Origin of the sequence: Enterobacter cloacae complex sp. 2021EL-01169 (assembly GCF_020733125.1) — a bacterium.
GTDB classification, from domain to species: Bacteria; Pseudomonadota; Gammaproteobacteria; order Enterobacterales; family Enterobacteriaceae; genus Enterobacter; species Enterobacter roggenkampii.
Genome location: NZ_JAJFTC010000001.1, coordinates 1,158,078 through 1,174,058, shown reverse-complemented (window position 1 = coordinate 1,174,058; position 15,981 = coordinate 1,158,078). Strand labels below are relative to the sequence as shown.

Below are 15,981 nucleotides of genomic sequence, written 5' to 3'. Positions count from 1 at the left end.
GCAAGCGGCCAGGCTGGACGGGCTTAGTGTTTGATCATGACATGCCGGACAACCGTATAATCCTCAAGCCCGTAGACCGACATATCTTTCCCGTAGCCCGATAATTTCATGCCGCCGTGCGGCATTTCGCTCACCAGCATAAAATGGGTGTTCACCCAGGTGCAGCCGTACTGCAGGCGCGCGCTCAGGCGATGGGCACGCCCCACGTCTTTGGTCCAGACCGATGACGCCAGGCCGTATTGCGAGTCGTTTGCCCAGGCCAGCACCTGCGCCTCGTCATCAAACTCGGTGACGCTCACCACCGGGCCAAACACCTCGCGCTGAACGATGGCGTCGTCCTGTTTTGCCCCCGCCAGCAGGGTTGGCTGGAAGTAGTAGCCCGCCCCCTCTTTTTTGCTCCCGCCGGTGACAACCCGGATATGGCCGAGCGCTTTCGCCTCATCGACGGCCTGACAGACGCGTGACAGATGGGCGGCCGAGCTGAGCGGTCCCAGTTCGGTCGAGGTGTCTTCAGGCGCCCCCATTTTAAGGCTGGCGACTGCGGCACCCAGTTTTTCTACCAGTTGGGCATAGATTCCCTTCTGGGCATAAATGCGGCAGGCTGCCGTACAGTCCTGCCCGGCATTGTAGAAGCCAAACGTCCGCACCCCTTCGACCACCGCATCCAGATCGGCATCATCAAACACGATCACCGGCGCTTTGCCGCCCAGCTCCATATGGGTGCGTTTAATCGAGGACGCCGTATGGCCGATGATATGTTCCCCGGTCGCGATCGAACCGGTCAGCGAAACCATGCGGACCTTCTCGTGCCCGGTGAGCGGGTCGCCGACCGTTTTCCCGCGACCAAACAGCACGTTCAGAACGCCCGCCGGGAAGATATCTTTTGCCAGCTCTGCCAGCTTCAGCGCGGTCAGGGGCGTGATCTCAGAGGGCTTTATCACCACGCAGTTCCCTGCCGCCAGCGCGGGGGCCAGCTTCCAGGCTGCCATCATCAGCGGGTAGTTCCACGGCGCGATAGAGGCCACCACGCCCACCGGATCGCGGCGAATCATCGACGTGTGACCGTCAAGGTACTCGCCCGCTGCCAGACCGTTCAGGCAGCGGGCGGCCCCGGCAAAGAAACGGAAAACGTCGACCACCGCCGGAATTTCATCCCCCAGCGCGCAGTGCAGCGGCTTGCCACAGTTGAGGGACTCGAGCCGGGCAAACGCCTCACCGTGCGCTTCAATCGCGTCCGCCAGCTTCAGCAGGCACTCGGCGCGGGTTTTCGGCGTCGTTTGTCCCCACGCCGCAAAAGCACGGTCAGCCGCCAGCACCGCCGCGTCGACCTGGGCCGCTGACGCCTCAGCAATCTCCAGCAGCACCTCTCCGGTGGCCGGGTTATAAACCGGCTGTTTTTCACCTTCTCCGGCAACCAGCTCACCGTTTATCAGCAGATGTTTTTGCATAGCATTTTCCTGTTGAATTCACTGTTATTTCCCGCTGCCGGCAATGTTTTCGCCGTCGCGGGTTAGCCACCAGGCTCCCAGAATGGGGATAGTTGTCACCAGCATCACCAGCAGAGCCACGACGTTGGTGACCGGCACGTCGCGTGGACGCCCGAGCTGGTTGAGCAACCACAGCGGTAACGTGCGCTCGTGTCCCGCCGTAAACGTTGTGACGATGATCTCGTCAAACGACAGGGCAAACGCCAGCATTCCCCCGGCCAGCAGCGCGGAACCCAGATTGGGCAGCACCACATAGCGAAAGGTTTGCCACCCGTCAGCCCCGAGATCCATCGACGCTTCCACCAGGCTCCAGGAGGTGCGTCTGAACCGGGCAATCACGTTGTTAAACACCACCACCACGCAGAAGGTGGCGTGTCCGACCACGATGGTGAAAAACCCCGGCTCCAGGTTAATCGTTTTGAAAGCCGTCAGCAGCGCCAGGCCGGTGATGATCCCCGGTAACGCAATCGGTAACAGCAGCAGCAGAGAGATCGCATTCTTGCCAAAAAACGCGCTTCGCCACAGCGCTGCTGCAGCAAGCGTGCCAAGCACAAGGGCAATGGCGGTGGAAAGCGCGGCAATTTGAAGTGACAACGTCACGGGCTCGATAATATCGCCGCGCCCCGCCGCCACGCTAAACCACTTCAGCGTTAACCCCTGCGGCGGAAAGCTGAAAGCGGCGTCTTCGGTGTTGAAGGCGTAGGTCGCGATAATCAGCAGCGGGAAGTGCAGGAAGATGACGCCTCCCCACGCTGCCACTTTCAGGAACAGCGGTGCGCGTTCAGAGTGCATCGAATGCTCCCAGACGTTTCACGAACGCCAGATAAAGAGAAATCAGCACGATGGGTACCAGCGTGAACGCGGCGGCCATGGGCATATTGCCGATAGCGCCCTGCTGGGAGTAGACCATGTTACCAATGAAGTAGCCCGGCGGGCCGACCAGCTGAGGAACGATGAAATCCCCCAGCGTCAGGGAAAAGGTGAAGATTGAACCCGCCGCAATGCCCGGGATGGCCAGCGGCAGAACGACATAGCGGAACGTCTGCCGGGGACGCGCGCCGAGGTCGGCTGAGGCCTGCAGCAGCGAGGCCGGAAGGCGTTCCAGCGCCGCCTGGACGGGCAGGATCATAAACGGCAGCCAGATGTAAACGAAGACCAGAAACCGTCCCAGCCCGGAGGTGGACAAGGTGTTGCCGCCAATTGCCGGGAGCGTCAGGATTGAGGTCAGAATCGGCTCCAGGCCGAGATGGCTGAGAAACCACTGGGCCACGCCGTCCTTCGCCAGCAACAGCGTCCAGGCGTAGGCTTTGACGATGTAGCTCGCCCACATTGGCAGCATCACGGCGATATAGAAAAACGCTTTCCACTTGCCGCTGGTGTATCGCGCCATGTACCAGGCCATCGGGAACGCAAGGATGGCGCTGGCAATGGTCACCGCAATCGCCATCGTTAACGTGCGCAAGATGATGTCGTAGTTTGCCGGGTTGAAAAGCGCCTGAATGTTCGCCAGCGTGAGATCCGGCGTGACCGCCATGGTGAAATCGTCAAAGGTATAAAACCCCTGCCACAGCAGCGTAAGCAGCGACCCTAAATAGACGATGCCAAACCACATCAGCGGCGCAAGCAGAAGCAGGAACAGACCGAGCGACGGCTTTCGCCAGAACAGGGCCGTCATGCGGCTCAGGCGGCCGCGCGGGGCGGGAGGATGCGCAACGCTCATATCCATTTCACCTCTCCTCGTGAAGGCGGATCATCGCCTCGCGCGACCATGACGCCATGACCGCCTGCCCCGGCGCAATGCCGCTCAGCGGCGAGGCGTCACTGAAATTAGCCTGGCTCACCAGCAGTTTGGCGCCATCGGCGAGCTTCAGCTCCAGACGCGTAGCAGCCCCCTGATACTGTACGGCCTGCACGACGCCCTGAACCTGAACGTCACCCTGTTCATTAAGGCGAATATGCTCCGGGCGCAGGGAAAAGGTGCCCTCCATGCCGCAAAGCGTCTGCGCAAGGCCCGCATCAAAAACGTTGGAGGTGCCGACAAAACCGGCGACAAACGGCGTGCGCGGACGCATGTAAAGATCGCGTGGGGTATCCACCTGCTCGATGCGCCCGTTATTGAACACCGCCACCCGGTCAGACATGGAAAGGGCCTCGCCCTGATCGTGGGTGACAAAAATAAAGGTGATGCCGAGTTCTTGTTGAAGCTTCTTCAGCTCGAACTGCATTTGTTCCCGCAGCTTGAGATCGAGCGCCCCTAAAGGCTCGTCCAGCAACAGGACGCGCGGTTCATTCACCAGCGCGCGGGCAATGGCGACACGCTGACGCTGGCCGCCGGAAAGTTGCGACGGTTTGCGGGCGATGGCAAAGCTCAGGCCCACTTTTTCCAGAGCATCGCGGGCCTGCGCATGGCGTTTTTTCTTGTCGACGCCTTTGACCATCAGCCCGTAGGCGACATTGTCGAGGATCGACATATGCGGGAACAGCGCATAGTCCTGAAACACGGTGTTCACGTCCCGCTCCCAGGGGGGCAGTTCGCTCGCCTCTTTGCCGAAGATGGAAATCGTCCCGCCTGACAGCTGTTCAAAACCCGCTATCAGACGCAGGCAGGTGGTTTTGCCGGAGCCCGAAGGCCCCAGCATGGAGAAAAACTCTCCGTCGCGGATCGCAATGGTGACCCCATCCACCGCCCGGACGTCGCCGTACAGACGGGAAACATTGTTAAACTCGACTGCGTACGTCATGTTCTGCTCCCGGGCAATTAACGACCGCCCATGATGGCGATGTAATCCTGCGTCCAGCGGCTGTAAGGGACAAATTTGCCGCCTTCTGCGATGGGGGTTTTCCAGAACATGATTTTGTCGAACTCGTTATACCCGTTTGTTTCGCAGCCTTTATCGCCCAGCAGCGTGCTGGCTTTACACCCTTCCGGCACCACGGGCAGGGAGCCAAACCATGCGGCCAGATCGCCCTGCACTTTCGGCGTCAGCGACCAGTTCATCCATTTGTAGGCGCACATCGGGTGTTTAGCCTGCGCGTGCAGCATGGTGGTGTCCGCCCAGCCTGTCACCCCCTCTTTCGGGAAGACGGTGGCAATGGGCTGGTTCTCGGCCTTCAGGGCATTCGCCTGATACGGCCAGGCGCTGGAGGCCACCACGCCCTCGTTTTTGAAATCGCTCATCTGGACGGTGGTGTCATGCCAGTAGCGGTGGATCAGCGCATGCTGGTCGCGCAGCACTTTCAGCACGGCGGCATACTGTGCTTCGGTGAGCTGGTAAGGGTCTTTGATACCCAACTGCGGCTGGGTCGCTTTGACGAACAGCGCCGCATCGGCGATATAAATCGGGCCGTCATAGGCCTGCACGCGTCCCTGATTGGTTTTACCGTCCGGCAGATCCTGTTTGGTAAAGACGACGCTCCAACTGTCCGGCGGCGTCGGGAAGGTTTTGGTGTTGTACATCAGCAGGTTTGGCCCCCACTGGTACGGCGTGCCGTAGACTTTACCGCCGACGTTAAACCATTCCCCTTTCACAATCCGCTCGTCGAGGGTTTTCCAGTTGGGGATAAGATCGGGGTTAATCGGCTGAACGCGTTTCCCCATGATCAGCCGCAGGGAGGCATCGCCTGAGGCGGTCACCAGGTCATATCCTCCTTTCGCCATCAGGCTGACCATTTCATCCGACGTGGCCGCCGTTTTGACGTTGACTGCACACCCGGTCTCTTTTTCAAACTGGGTGACCCAGTCGTAGTTTTTATCCGTCTGCCCCCGCTCGATGTATCCCGGCCAGGCGATAATATCCAGTCGACCTTCCCCGTCGCCAATGGCCTTTGGTGGTTCTGCGGCTTGCGCTGTCATAATAGTCATGCCGAGCGCGCACAGGCTGCTGCGGGCAAATTTTTTGCTCATAAGAGTTACTCCTGTCGCAATGAAATTTAGCGGCAGCCGTGCCGTAAAAATATCTCCCTTATTAAACGTAGACCGCGCAAATGCGCCGCACCGTTCGGCTTCAGGAAATTTCATCAAGGTGTGACCGAGGGCGCATTCCCCGTTAACTGGATTATAGACAAGGGGTTAGGCGCGAGAGACGGTATGCAGATTTCCTATGACGGGTCACCGCGAAATAGTCGCAGCGCCGTCATCAGGATAAGAATTGATTATTTAAATAACGGAAAAAGGATTATTCCAGCATCGTGCTAATTAATTTTCCTAACTGAATGACGGCCTGCTCTTCCCGCTCTCCCCAGGCCCAGGAGGTATTAAAACGAAAGAACGGCGTCCACGCGTCAGAGGTGGAAAACATTTTTCCGGGAGCAATGCTGATGTGGTGCGTTAAGGCCTTTTCGCTCAGCAGCCCCGCGTCCAGCTGCGCCGGCAGTTCCAGCCATAAAAAGTAGCCGCTGTCGTTATGGTGAATTTTAACGCCTGCAGGCATATGGCGAAGAAGTGACTGCCAGGCCTGCTGCTTTCGCTCGGCCAGCGTACGCCGCAGGCGGCGTAGGTGGGCGTCGTAGCGTTTGGTCGCCAGGTAATCCACCAGCGCCAGCTGCATGGGAGAACTGGTTGAAAGCGTGCTCATCAGCTGCAGCTGCTGAATGCGCCGCGCGTGTTTTCCTGCCGCCACCCAGCCGATGCGAAAACCGGCCACCAGACATTTTGAAAAGGACGAGCAGTGTAGCGTCATGTCCTGACGATCCCACGCTTTCGCCGGGAGCGGCTTTTCGCGGCCAAAATAGAGTTCGCTGTAGACGTCATCTTCAATCAGCGGGACGTTGTGCTGCGTTAACAGCGCGACAAGCTGCGCTTTTTTCTCCGCACTCAGCGTGAAGCCGAGCGGGTTTTGGCTGTTGGTCATGATCCAGCAGGCTTTAACCGGGTACTCATTCAGCGCCTGTTCAAGAGCGTTGAGATCGATCCCCTCGCGGACGTCTGTCGCAATCGACAACGCTTTAAGCTTCAGGCGTTCCAGTGCCTGCAGCGCACCGTAGAAACAGGGGTTTTCGACAATCACCCAGTCACCCGGCTCGGTTACCGCCTGAAGGCTAAGATTCAGCGCTTCGAGCGCGCCTGCGGTGATCACGATCTCTTCCGGGGAGATGTTCATCCCCTGCTGCGCGTAGCGGCGGGCAATGGCGTGGCGGAGATCGACGTTTCCCGGCGGCAGGTTCTCAATCACGCTCATCGCCGTCGCGGTTTTGCTGACGTTTGCCAGCGAACGGTTGAGCTGCTGAAGCGGGAAAAGCCTGGGGTCGGGAAACGCGGAAGCAAAAGGAACAACGGACGGGTCGCGGCTGGCCTGTAAGACGTCGAAGATGTAGGTATTGATATCCACCGCTTCGTCACGCATCACCTGAGCGGGTGGCGCAGGCTGTTGTGCGGTCGGGCGCGAGGCAACGTAATAGCCCGACTGCGGTCTGGCGACAATGCGCCCCTGACTTTCCAGCATCTGATACGCGTGGCCAACGGTCATAAAACTCATGCCGCTGCTTGCCACCTGCTCTCGCAGGGAAGGCAGCTTATCGCCCGGCAGCCATACGCCAAGCTCAATCTGCGAGATAATTTGTTGCGCCAGACGCTGGTATTTTTTCATCAGATTCTCCTTAAGACCGACAGTGTATATCAGCAGGAGAAAAAGAGAAGATTTAGCGAACTGTTATAGTCTGGAAGAGGAATTACTTACGGTATTCGGTCACGTGGCTCTGAGCGGAACGCGCGGCGGCCAAGTGGTCGAGCGTGATCATCGACGATTTGCAAAAAATGCATTTCGCGCCAAACGGGTTTTTCTCAGACACGTCAAAGGCTGAGGTACGGTACTGCGAGCCATGACAGCATGGGCAGCGAAAATGGATATATGAAGTCATAGGTTTCTCCTGAAACGTAAAAACGTAAATTACTAATGGGCCGATTGGGCATAATGGTTTTAAACAAAACGAATCGGAATGTAGATAAAGACCCAAGAGAGGCTGCGGAGAGGCACAACGTGATGAGAACTGCTTTATAAAACTACGTCAGATATTTATTTGGACTCAAAACCAGAAGGCCATTAACGCACGACGCTGACGACAAAGCAAGCGGTTTAATGCGGAAAAATCATAAAAAGAATGTTTTTATTCCCTGATGCTCGTCCATGTTATTAAATATTGATGTTTACAATCCCCGGCCATACATACATAACCACATGAAATATAAATATAATATATAACATTTTTTGCCTACTCATATCATCAACCACAGAGTATTAACAACAGGCTAATGAACACTCTGCTACTTGTCTTGCTCAAGCAGGAATTTCGCTCTTACCTTACAGAAAGGAACTATCAATGAGTTGGAATAAAGACGCGGCTGTTTCTTACCTCCGCTCGTATGCGCTTGGACACTCTCATAACGAATGCGCGAAGTTTACACGTCGTGCCATAATCGCTGGCGGCATTACGCTTGAACGTACACATGATGCAAAGGATTATGGACCAAAACTTTTGCGTGCAGGATTTAAAGAGGTTCCTCCTGGTTCAACGTTGCTTAGCGGAGATGTGGCTGTAATTCAGCCCTATCCCGGGGGAAACTCAAGCGGCCATATGACAATGTTCGACGGCACTCGGTGGATCTCAGATTTTACCCAGCTCAGTATGTACCCCGGGCCGGGTTACCGCCGCGCACAACCAACCTATAAGATTTACAGGATGAGTCGATGATGAAGGGGATTATAATTACTCTGGCGTTATTGTTATCAGCTTGTACGTGCGTACCTCAGCAGAGTGCTGCCGAACGGGCGGAAGAATTTTACTCCAACTATCTGACATTTTTTGCGGAAAGTGATGGGGAATACCCTCAGCTTAGAGAGTACGTTGCGGCAGATACGCTATCCCGACTTAACGAGATAGAGTCTATTCCTGAACAGGAAATCCTGGGGGCAGATTATTTCGCTTATGTTCAGGATTATGATCCCTCTTGGGTGAAGCGGCTCGAGGTTGGTGCGCCGCATCAATTCATCAATGGCGAAGTTCTTCCTGTCCGGATTGGTATTGAGAACGGCGGGTTTCTTAATCTTGAAGTCTATATGCGTCGTGAAGACGGAAAGTGGAAAATTTACCGCGTGAGTGACGTAACCGATCGCTACGAGCACCGCATATTTAATGCCGGAGCAATTACTCGGGCAAAGTCATTAGCGAAAAGTGGACTTTAAGCACATCTATAAATAATACACTGGGCAAACTGTTATAGGTAAATATGCCGGGTCTGTTTCTGCAACCCAGAGCTGGCGCGGCTTAGAATGGCATCGACATAATTACATCGCGGAGTTTTGCATGTTTGGTTTGGATGCTTTTCACCTTGCACGGATACAGTTTGCCTTTACCGTATCCTTCCACATTATTTTCCCGGCCATCACCATTGGTCTCGCAAGCTATCTTGCCGTGCTCGAAGGGCTGTGGCTGAAAACAAAAAATCCGGTCTGGCGCTCGCTATACCATTTCTGGTCGAAGATTTTTGCCGTCAATTTTGGCATGGGCGTGGTCTCCGGGTTGGTGATGGCCTACCAGTTTGGCACCAACTGGAGCGGCTTTTCGCAGTTTGCGGGCAGTATTACCGGCCCGCTTCTGACCTATGAAGTGCTTACCGCCTTCTTCCTCGAAGCCGGGTTCCTCGGCGTGATGCTGTTCGGCTGGAATAAAGTCGGGCCGAGGCTGCACTTCTTTTCCACCTGCATGGTGGCACTGGGGACCATTATTTCCACCTTCTGGATCCTCTCCTCCAACAGCTGGATGCAAACCCCGCAGGGCTATGAGATCGTCAACGGTCAGGTGGTACCGGTGGACTGGTTCGCCGTGGTGTTTAACCCCTCCTTCCCTTACCGCCTGCTGCATATGTCGATAGCCGCGTTCCTGAGCAGCGCCCTGTTTGTTGGCGCATCCGCGGCATGGCATCTGCTGCGCGGGAATAATACCCCCGCCATCCGGGCAATGTTTTCAATGGCGCTGTGGATGACGCTGATTGTCGCGCCCCTCCAGGCCATGGTGGGTGATATGCACGGGCTGAACACCTTAAAGCACCAGCCCGCGAAAATTGCCGCCATTGAAGGGCACTGGGAAAATCCACCGGGCGAGCCGACCCCGCTACTGCTGTTTGGCTGGCCGGATATGGAACAGGAGCGCACCCGCTTTGGGCTGGAGATCCCAGCGCTGGGAAGCCTTATTCTGACACACAGTCTGGATAAACAGGTTCCGGCGCTCAAAGAGTTTCCAAAGGAAGACCGCCCAAATTCCACCATCGTCTTCTGGTCGTTCCGCATTATGGCGGGCCTGGGCATGCTGATGCTGCTGCTTGGGGTGACGGCACTCTGGCTGCGCTATAAAAAGCGCATTTATTCTTCCCGTCCTTTCCTGTGGTTTGCCCTGCTGATGGGGCCATCCGGGCTGATTGCCATTCTGGCCGGGTGGATCACCACCGAAGTGGGCCGCCAGCCGTGGGTGGTCTATGGGCTCCAGCGCACGAAGGATGCGGTTTCTGCCCATGGCGATTTGCATATGAGCGTGAGCCTGCTGGCCTTCTTCGTCGTTTACACCTCGGTATTTGGCGTGGGTTACAGCTATATGGTGCGCCTCATCCGAAAAGGCCCGCAGCCGCATGAATCTTTCGCCACCGAGTCCGACGGACGTCCGGCGCGCCCGCTTTCTGCCGTCACAACTGAACATAAGGAGCAGCCGTAATGGGTATCGATCTTTCCATTATCTGGTTTGTGATCATCGTCTTTGCCACGCTGATGTATATCGTGATGGACGGTTTTGATCTGGGGATTGGCATTCTGTTCCCGGCCACGCAGAACGCCGACGATCGCGATGTGATGGTTAACAGCGTCGCGCCGGTCTGGGACGGGAATGAAACCTGGCTGGTGCTTGGCGGGGCCGCCCTGTTCGGCGCCTTTCCGCTGGCCTACGCCGTGATTATCGATGCCCTCACCATTCCGCTCACATTAATGCTGATCGGTCTTATTTTTCGTGGCGTAGCGTTTGAGTTTCGCTTTAAAGCCACGCCAGCACACCGTCCTTTCTGGGATAAGGCGTTTATAGGCGGTTCCATTCTGGCGACGTTTACCCAGGGCGTGACGGTGGGCGCCGTCATTAACGGCTTTACCGTCACCGGCCGGGCCTATACCGGCGGCCCCTTTGACTGGTTTACCGCGTTTAATCTGTTTTGCGGCGCGGGCCTGGTGGTGGCCTACGCGCTGTTAGGCTCGACCTGGCTGGTAATGAAAAGCGAAAATGCATTGCAACAGCGGATGCGTCAGGTATCGAAGACCCTGTTACTCGTACTGCTGGCGTTTATTGCGGCGATCAGCCTCTGGACACCGCTGGCGCAGCCGGCCATCGCGGCGCGCTGGTTTACGCTGCCGAACCTGTTCTATCTGCTGCCCGTCCCGGCCCTGGTGGTGATTTTTAGTTTGTATCAGTGGCGCTGCCTGAATAATCCCGACAGCCATAGCCGACCGTTTATCCTCACGCTGGGGCTGATCTTCCTCGGCTTTAGCGGGCTTGGGATCAGCATCTGGCCGCACATCATTCCACCGTCAATCACCCTGTGGCAGGCCGCCGCACCGACGCAAAGCCAGGGCTTTATGCTGGTCGGCGCGCTGTTGATCATTCCCGTTATTCTGGTCTACACCTTCTGGAGTTACTACGTTTTTCGCGGCAAAGTTCAGCATGGGGAGGGTTATCACTGATGCAACAACCGGTCTGGAAAAGATTACTGTGGCTGGCCATTATCTGGGGCGGCAGCGTACTGGCGCTGGCTGCGGTCAGTATGCTCTTCCGTATGCTGATGACGGCGGCAGGGTTTAAATCACATTAACGTCATCCCGGGCAACCGCTGCGTTGCCCGGCTCCTCCCCGCACTTTCAGATAAACCCCATTAACGCATGGCAGAGTATCGTTACACTGGAAAAAGATTCACAGTGTTTATAGTTTGAGAAGAAAAATGAAAAAGCTCATTGCGTTAAGTGTTATCAGTCTTGTCCTTACCGGCTGCGTTAATCCGGGTAAAGCCTCCGTTCAGCCGGAGCAACTTAAGAACCACCGCTTTGTGCTGGAAAGTGTGGACGGTAAGGCCGTGAAGACCGCGACAACGCAACCTGAGATCGGTTTTAGCGCACTGCCAGATATCAGTCTGGTGAATAACATCAGCGTTTCTGGCCAGATGTGTAACCGCTTCAACGGACAGGGGAAATTGTCCGAAGGCGAGCTGAAGGTGAAAACGCTGGCCATGACGCGCAAGCTCTGTAGTGAGCCGCAGCTTAACGAGCTGGATCAGGCCATCGGCGACATGCTGCGCAAAGGTGCGCAGGTCGACCTGACTGAAGACCAGTTAACGCTGGCGACAGCCGATAAAACGCTGATGTTTAAGCGTGCAGAATAATCAGTAGTTACCGCAGGTTCCAACGGCAAGCGACTGTTCACTGCAGCGTTTGCCGTTTGGCAAGGCGCACATCCCGATAGCTGAACCATCAAGCTGGCGAGCTACCGACAGCGAACCGCCAATCATCGCGCAGTTGGCCTGACCGGAGCTGGACATCGCGGCTTTCATACCCGGCACCACGTGCGCGGCCGTTGCCTGCTGGACAGGTTCACTGCTGCATGCCGACAACAATAATGCGGCACACCCTACCAAAAATGCTGAGCGCATGCTCTCTCCCCCATGAATAATGCGAAACCTATGCATAATAGGCATCCCATCCCGTGTCGTCGAGAGCGGAAGTGCGTATTTATGCGCTCCTGAAACAATTTCTCGCAATTTTTCTGCCAAAAGTTTGATCTACTCATTGATGGCAGGAATAACGAGGACACAAAAGCGAAAATCGAAAAATCCCCCGTTTGCTAGAATACACAGATAATATTCAGGGTTTGTTGCCGTAATACAGACCCCTATTTTTTTGCGCAATGTAAGGGTGTTGTCCTATGCAAACTATTGACGGTAATGGTGCAGTTGCCTCAGTCGCGTTTCGCACCAGTGAAGTTATCGCCATCTACCCGATTACGCCAAGTTCTACCATGGCTGAGCAGGCGGACGCCTGGGCGGGTAACGGGTTAAAAAACGTCTGGGGCGATGTCCCGCGAGTGGTTGAAATGCAGTCGGAAGCCGGTGCGATTGCCACGGTCCACGGCGCGCTTCAGACCGGCGCGCTTTCCACGTCGTTTACCTCTTCCCAGGGATTGTTATTAATGATCCCGACGCTGTACAAACTTGCCGGACAACTGACTCCCTTCGTTCTGCACGTCGCTGCGCGTACCGTTGCCACCCACGCGCTCTCTATCTTTGGCGATCATTCTGACGTGATGGCCGTTCGCCAGACCGGCTGCGCGATGCTGTGCGCCAGCAGCGTTCAGGAAGCCCAGGACTTTGCCCTGATTTCGCATATCGCCACGCTCAAAAGCCGGGTGCCGTTTATTCATTTCTTTGATGGTTTCCGTACGTCCCACGAAATTAACAAAATCGTCCCGCTGGCTGACGAGACAATTCTGAATCTGCTTCCGCAGGCGGACATTGACGCGCATCGCGCCCGCGCTCTGAATCCGGAACACCCGGTGATTCGCGGCACGTCGGCGAACCCGGATACCTATTTCCAGTCCCGCGAGGCCACCAACCCATGGTACAACGCGGTTTACGACCATGTTGAACAGGCGATGAATGACTTTGCTGCCGCAACGGGTCGGGAATACAAACCCTTTGAGTATTACGGCCATCCGCAGGCGGAACGGGTCATTGTGCTGATGGGATCGGCCATTGGCACCTGCGAGGAAGTTGTTGATGAGCTGCTGACGCGCGGCGAAAAAGTTGGCGTGCTGAAAGTGCGTCTCTATCGGCCGTTCTCGGCGAAACATCTGCTCACTGCGCTGCCGGAAAGCGCGCGTACCGTTGCGGTGCTCGATCGCACCAAAGAGCCGGGCGCGCAGGCGGAACCGCTGTATCTGGATGTGATGACCGCCCTGGCCGAGGCCTTTAATCATGGCGAACGTGAAACGCTGCCGCGCGTGATCGGGGGGCGTTACGGTTTGTCCTCCAAAGAGTTCGGACCGGACTGCGTGCTGGCGGTATTCAACGAGCTCAGCGAAGCGAAGCCCAAGCCGCGCTTTACCGTCGGCATTTATGATGATGTGACGAATCTGTCCCTGTCGTTGCCGGAAAACACCCTGCCCTCAACCGCCAAACTCGAGGCGCTGTTCTATGGTCTGGGCAGTGACGGCAGCGTCTCCGCGACCAAAAACAACATCAAAATCATCGGGAACTCCACCCCGTGGTACGCCCAGGGGTACTTCGTCTATGACTCCAAGAAAGCCGGCGGCCTGACCGTTTCCCACCTGCGGGTGAGCGAACAGCCCATCCGCTCTGCGTATCTAATTTCTCAGGCTGATTTTGTTGGCTGTCACCAGCTGCAGTTCATTGATAAGTACCAGATGGCCGAGCGCCTGAAACCTGGCGGTATTTTCCTCCTGAATACGCCATACAGCGCGGATGAAGTCTGGTCGCGCCTGCCGCAGGAAGTGCAGGCGGTGCTGAACCAGAAAAAAGCCCGTTTCTATGTGGTTAACGCGGCGAAAATTGCCCGCGAATGTGGCCTTGCCGCGCGTATCAATACCGTTATGCAGATGGCCTTCTTCCATCTGACGAATATCCTGCCGGGCGACAGCGCGCTGGCGGAACTGCAGGGCGCGATTGCCAAAAGCTACAGCAGCAAGGGCCAGGAGCTGGTCGAGCGTAACTGGCAAGCGCTGGCCCTGGCGCGCGAGTCGCTGTTTGAGGTCCCGCTGCAGCCGGTCAATTCCGCAAGCCCGAACCGCCCTCCGGTGGTATCCGATGCGGCACCTGATTTCGTGAAGACCGTGACGGCGGCGATGCTGGCCGGTCTGGGTGATGCCCTGCCCGTCTCTGCCCTACCGCCGGATGGCACCTGGCCGATGGGCACCACCCGCTGGGAAAAACGCAACATCGCCGAAGCGATCCCCATCTGGAAAGAAGATCTGTGTACTCAGTGCAACCACTGCGTGGCGGCCTGCCCGCACTCTGCCATTCGTGCCAAAGTGGTGTCGCCGGAAGAGATGGAGGCCGCCCCGGCCAGCCTGCATTCCCTGGATGTAAAATCCCGCAATATGCGCGGACAGAAATACGTTCTGCAGGTCGCGCCGGAAGACTGCACCGGCTGTAACCTGTGCGTCGAGGTTTGTCCGGCGAAAGACAGGCAGAACCCGGAGATTAAAGCCATCAATATGATGTCGCGTCTGGAGCACGTCGAAGAAGAGAAAGTGAATTATGACTTCTTCCTGAATCTGCCGGAAATCGATCGCAGCAAACTGGAACGCATTGATATTCGCACTTCGCAGCTGATCACGCCGCTGTTTGAATACTCCGGCGCCTGCTCGGGCTGCGGTGAAACACCGTATATCAAGCTGCTTACCCAGCTGTACGGTGACAGGATGCTGATTGCCAACGCCACCGGCTGTTCGTCTATCTATGGCGGCAACCTGCCCTCCACGCCGTATACCACTGACGCCAACGGCCGCGGTCCCGCGTGGGCCAACTCGCTGTTCGAGGATAACGCCGAATTTGGTCTGGGCTTCCGCCTGACCGTTGACCAGCACCGCGCGCGCGTGATGCGCCTGCTGGAGGAGTTTGCCGGGCAGATCCCCGCCGGGCTCAATGACGCGCTTCACGCCGACGTGACGCCAGAGGTACGTCGTGAGCAGGTTGCAGAGCTGCGTCAGGCGCTTCAGGGCGTGGCGGGCGCTGAACAGCTGCTGACCGACGCGGACGCCCTGGTCGAAAAATCGATCTGGCTGATTGGCGGTGACGGCTGGGCTTATGACATCGGCTTTGGCGGCCTGGATCACGTGTTGAGCCTGACGGAAAACGTCAATATCCTGGTGCTGGATACGCAGTGTTATTCCAACACCGGTGGTCAGGCGTCGAAAGCCACGCCGCTGGGTGCCGTCACGAAATTCGGTGAGCACGGGAAACGCAAGGCACGCAAAGATCTCGGGGTGAGCATGATGATGTACGGTCACGTTTACGTCGCGCAAATCTCGCTGGGGGCACAGCTTAACCAGACGGTAAAGGCGATCCAGGAGGCGGAAGCGTATCCCGGCCCGTCGCTGATCATTGCCTACAGCCCTTGTGAAGAGCATGGCTACGACCTGGCACTCAGCCACGATCAGATGCGACAGCTAACCGCGACCGGCTTCTGGCCGCTGTACCGGTTCGATCCGCGCCGTGCGGACGAGGGTAAATTACCGCTGGCGCTGGATTCGCGTCCGCCGTCAGATGCTCTGGCCGAGACGTTAATGCAGGAACAGCGCTTCCGCCGCCTTAACGCGCAGCAGCCGGAAGTGGCCGAACAGCTATGGAAAGACGCTGCGGCGGATCTGCAAAAACGGTATGACTTCCTGGCGCAGCTGGCGGGTAAAGCCGAAAAAGCGACCAACGACTAGTCTCTCTGCCCGGCGCGTCCGGGCATTT

General features: G+C 56.8%; 15 protein-coding genes. 7 read left to right on the top strand and 8 right to left on the bottom strand.

What is annotated here, in order from left to right:
* Positions 1-23: 23 nt before the first annotated feature.
* The 7 genes from patD to LLF79_RS05590 form a co-directional block, all read right to left on the bottom strand.
* Positions 24-1,448 (bottom strand): aminobutyraldehyde dehydrogenase, encoded by a 1,425-nt coding sequence (gene patD, locus LLF79_RS05620; protein WP_021240249.1) that lies wholly within the window; start codon positions 1,446-1,448, stop codon positions 24-26.
* 24 nt (positions 1,449-1,472) lie between these two features.
* Positions 1,473-2,279: an ABC transporter permease gene (locus tag LLF79_RS05615; protein WP_227879216.1), complete on the bottom strand. Its 807-nt coding sequence runs from the start codon at positions 2,277-2,279 to the stop codon at positions 1,473-1,475.
* Positions 2,269-3,213 carry an ABC transporter permease gene (locus LLF79_RS05610; RefSeq protein ID WP_023292289.1) on the bottom strand — a complete coding sequence of 315 codons (945 nt, stop codon included), beginning with the start codon at positions 3,211-3,213 and terminating at the stop codon, positions 2,269-2,271. The genes LLF79_RS05615 and LLF79_RS05610 overlap by 11 nt, the downstream gene beginning before the upstream one ends.
* Position 3,214: 1 nt before the next feature.
* Complete coding sequence (locus LLF79_RS05605; RefSeq protein ID WP_023344245.1) at positions 3,215-4,228, bottom strand: ABC transporter ATP-binding protein; 1,014 nt, start codon at positions 4,226-4,228, stop codon at positions 3,215-3,217.
* A gap of 17 nt (positions 4,229-4,245) precedes the next feature.
* Complete coding sequence (gene ydcS, locus LLF79_RS05600; RefSeq protein WP_023344246.1) at positions 4,246-5,391, bottom strand: putative ABC transporter substrate-binding protein YdcS; 1,146 nt, start codon at positions 5,389-5,391, stop codon at positions 4,246-4,248.
* 271 nt (positions 5,392-5,662) lie between these two features.
* Complete coding sequence (locus LLF79_RS05595) at positions 5,663-7,072, bottom strand: PLP-dependent aminotransferase family protein (RefSeq protein ID WP_021240253.1); 1,410 nt, start codon at positions 7,070-7,072, stop codon at positions 5,663-5,665.
* An 82-nt stretch (positions 7,073-7,154) separates the two neighbouring features.
* Positions 7,155-7,343 carry a hypothetical protein gene (locus tag LLF79_RS05590; protein WP_008501286.1) on the bottom strand — a complete coding sequence of 63 codons (189 nt, stop codon included), beginning with the start codon at positions 7,341-7,343 and terminating at the stop codon, positions 7,155-7,157.
* A gap of 459 nt (positions 7,344-7,802) precedes the next feature.
* Here LLF79_RS05590 and LLF79_RS05585 point away from each other — a divergent pair, with 459 nt between their 5' ends.
* From LLF79_RS05585 to hslJ, 6 genes are all read left to right on the top strand, one after another.
* The gene (locus LLF79_RS05585; protein ID WP_227879215.1) at positions 7,803-8,174 is read left to right on the top strand and encodes a hypothetical protein; all 372 of its coding nucleotides are present in this window, start codon (positions 7,803-7,805) and stop codon (positions 8,172-8,174) included.
* Entirely contained in the window at positions 8,171-8,665 is a 495-nt protein-coding gene (locus LLF79_RS05580) for a YbjP/YqhG family protein (RefSeq protein ID WP_227879214.1), read from the top strand. The genes LLF79_RS05585 and LLF79_RS05580 overlap by 4 nt, the downstream gene beginning before the upstream one ends.
* 121 nt (positions 8,666-8,786) lie before the next feature.
* Positions 8,787-10,187, top strand: coding sequence for a cytochrome ubiquinol oxidase subunit I (locus tag LLF79_RS05575; protein ID WP_008501285.1), 1,401 nt, complete (start codon positions 8,787-8,789; stop codon positions 10,185-10,187).
* Entirely contained in the window at positions 10,187-11,197 is a 1,011-nt protein-coding gene (gene cydB / locus LLF79_RS05570) for a cytochrome d ubiquinol oxidase subunit II (protein ID WP_032652069.1), read from the top strand. Before LLF79_RS05575 ends, cydB begins: the two co-directional genes overlap by 1 nt.
* Complete coding sequence (locus LLF79_RS05565) at positions 11,197-11,325, top strand: DUF2474 domain-containing protein (protein ID WP_008501283.1); 129 nt, start codon at positions 11,197-11,199, stop codon at positions 11,323-11,325. The genes cydB and LLF79_RS05565 overlap by 1 nt, the downstream gene beginning before the upstream one ends.
* Positions 11,326-11,451: 126 nt before the next feature.
* Positions 11,452-11,889, top strand: coding sequence for a heat shock protein HslJ (gene hslJ, locus LLF79_RS05560; protein ID WP_008501282.1), 438 nt, complete (start codon positions 11,452-11,454; stop codon positions 11,887-11,889).
* Here the strand turns inward: hslJ and LLF79_RS05555 are convergent, their stop codons facing one another.
* A complete protein-coding gene (locus tag LLF79_RS05555; protein WP_008501281.1) occupies positions 11,890-12,156 on the bottom strand; it encodes a DUF333 domain-containing protein in 267 nt (88 codons plus the stop codon).
* Between the two features lie 272 nt (positions 12,157-12,428).
* Here LLF79_RS05555 and nifJ point away from each other — a divergent pair, with 272 nt between their 5' ends.
* Positions 12,429-15,953 carry a pyruvate:ferredoxin (flavodoxin) oxidoreductase gene (gene nifJ, locus LLF79_RS05550; RefSeq protein ID WP_227879213.1) on the top strand — a complete coding sequence of 1,175 codons (3,525 nt, stop codon included), beginning with the start codon at positions 12,429-12,431 and terminating at the stop codon, positions 15,951-15,953.
* The last annotated feature ends 28 nt before the right edge of the window (positions 15,954-15,981 follow it).

What these genes read in the sequence shown, in the direction of transcription:
- LLF79_RS05555 (WP_008501281.1), bottom strand. Translation starts at nt 12,156, where the DNA reads ATGCGCTCAGCATTTTTGGTAGGGTGTGCCGCATTATTGTTGTCGGCA.
- LLF79_RS05575 (WP_008501285.1), top strand. Translation starts at nt 8,787, where the DNA reads ATGTTTGGTTTGGATGCTTTTCACCTTGCACGGATACAGTTTGCCTTT.
- LLF79_RS05615 (WP_227879216.1), bottom strand. Translation starts at nt 2,279, where the DNA reads ATGCACTCTGAACGCGCACCGCTGTTCCTGAAAGTGGCAGCGTGGGGA.
- cydB (WP_032652069.1), top strand. Translation starts at nt 10,187, where the DNA reads ATGGGTATCGATCTTTCCATTATCTGGTTTGTGATCATCGTCTTTGCC.
- LLF79_RS05610 (WP_023292289.1), bottom strand. Translation starts at nt 3,213, where the DNA reads ATGGATATGAGCGTTGCGCATCCTCCCGCCCCGCGCGGCCGCCTGAGC.
- patD (WP_021240249.1), bottom strand. Translation starts at nt 1,448, where the DNA reads ATGCAAAAACATCTGCTGATAAACGGTGAGCTGGTTGCCGGAGAAGGT.
- LLF79_RS05595 (WP_021240253.1), bottom strand. Translation starts at nt 7,072, where the DNA reads ATGAAAAAATACCAGCGTCTGGCGCAACAAATTATCTCGCAGATTGAG.
- LLF79_RS05605 (WP_023344245.1), bottom strand. Translation starts at nt 4,228, where the DNA reads ATGACGTACGCAGTCGAGTTTAACAATGTTTCCCGTCTGTACGGCGAC.
- nifJ (WP_227879213.1), top strand. Translation starts at nt 12,429, where the DNA reads ATGCAAACTATTGACGGTAATGGTGCAGTTGCCTCAGTCGCGTTTCGC.
- LLF79_RS05565 (WP_008501283.1), top strand. Translation starts at nt 11,197, where the DNA reads ATGCAACAACCGGTCTGGAAAAGATTACTGTGGCTGGCCATTATCTGG.
- ydcS (WP_023344246.1), bottom strand. Translation starts at nt 5,391, where the DNA reads ATGAGCAAAAAATTTGCCCGCAGCAGCCTGTGCGCGCTCGGCATGACT.
- LLF79_RS05585 (WP_227879215.1), top strand. Translation starts at nt 7,803, where the DNA reads ATGAGTTGGAATAAAGACGCGGCTGTTTCTTACCTCCGCTCGTATGCG.
- hslJ (WP_008501282.1), top strand. Translation starts at nt 11,452, where the DNA reads ATGAAAAAGCTCATTGCGTTAAGTGTTATCAGTCTTGTCCTTACCGGC.
- LLF79_RS05580 (WP_227879214.1), top strand. Translation starts at nt 8,171, where the DNA reads ATGATGAAGGGGATTATAATTACTCTGGCGTTATTGTTATCAGCTTGT.
- LLF79_RS05590 (WP_008501286.1), bottom strand. Translation starts at nt 7,343, where the DNA reads ATGACTTCATATATCCATTTTCGCTGCCCATGCTGTCATGGCTCGCAG.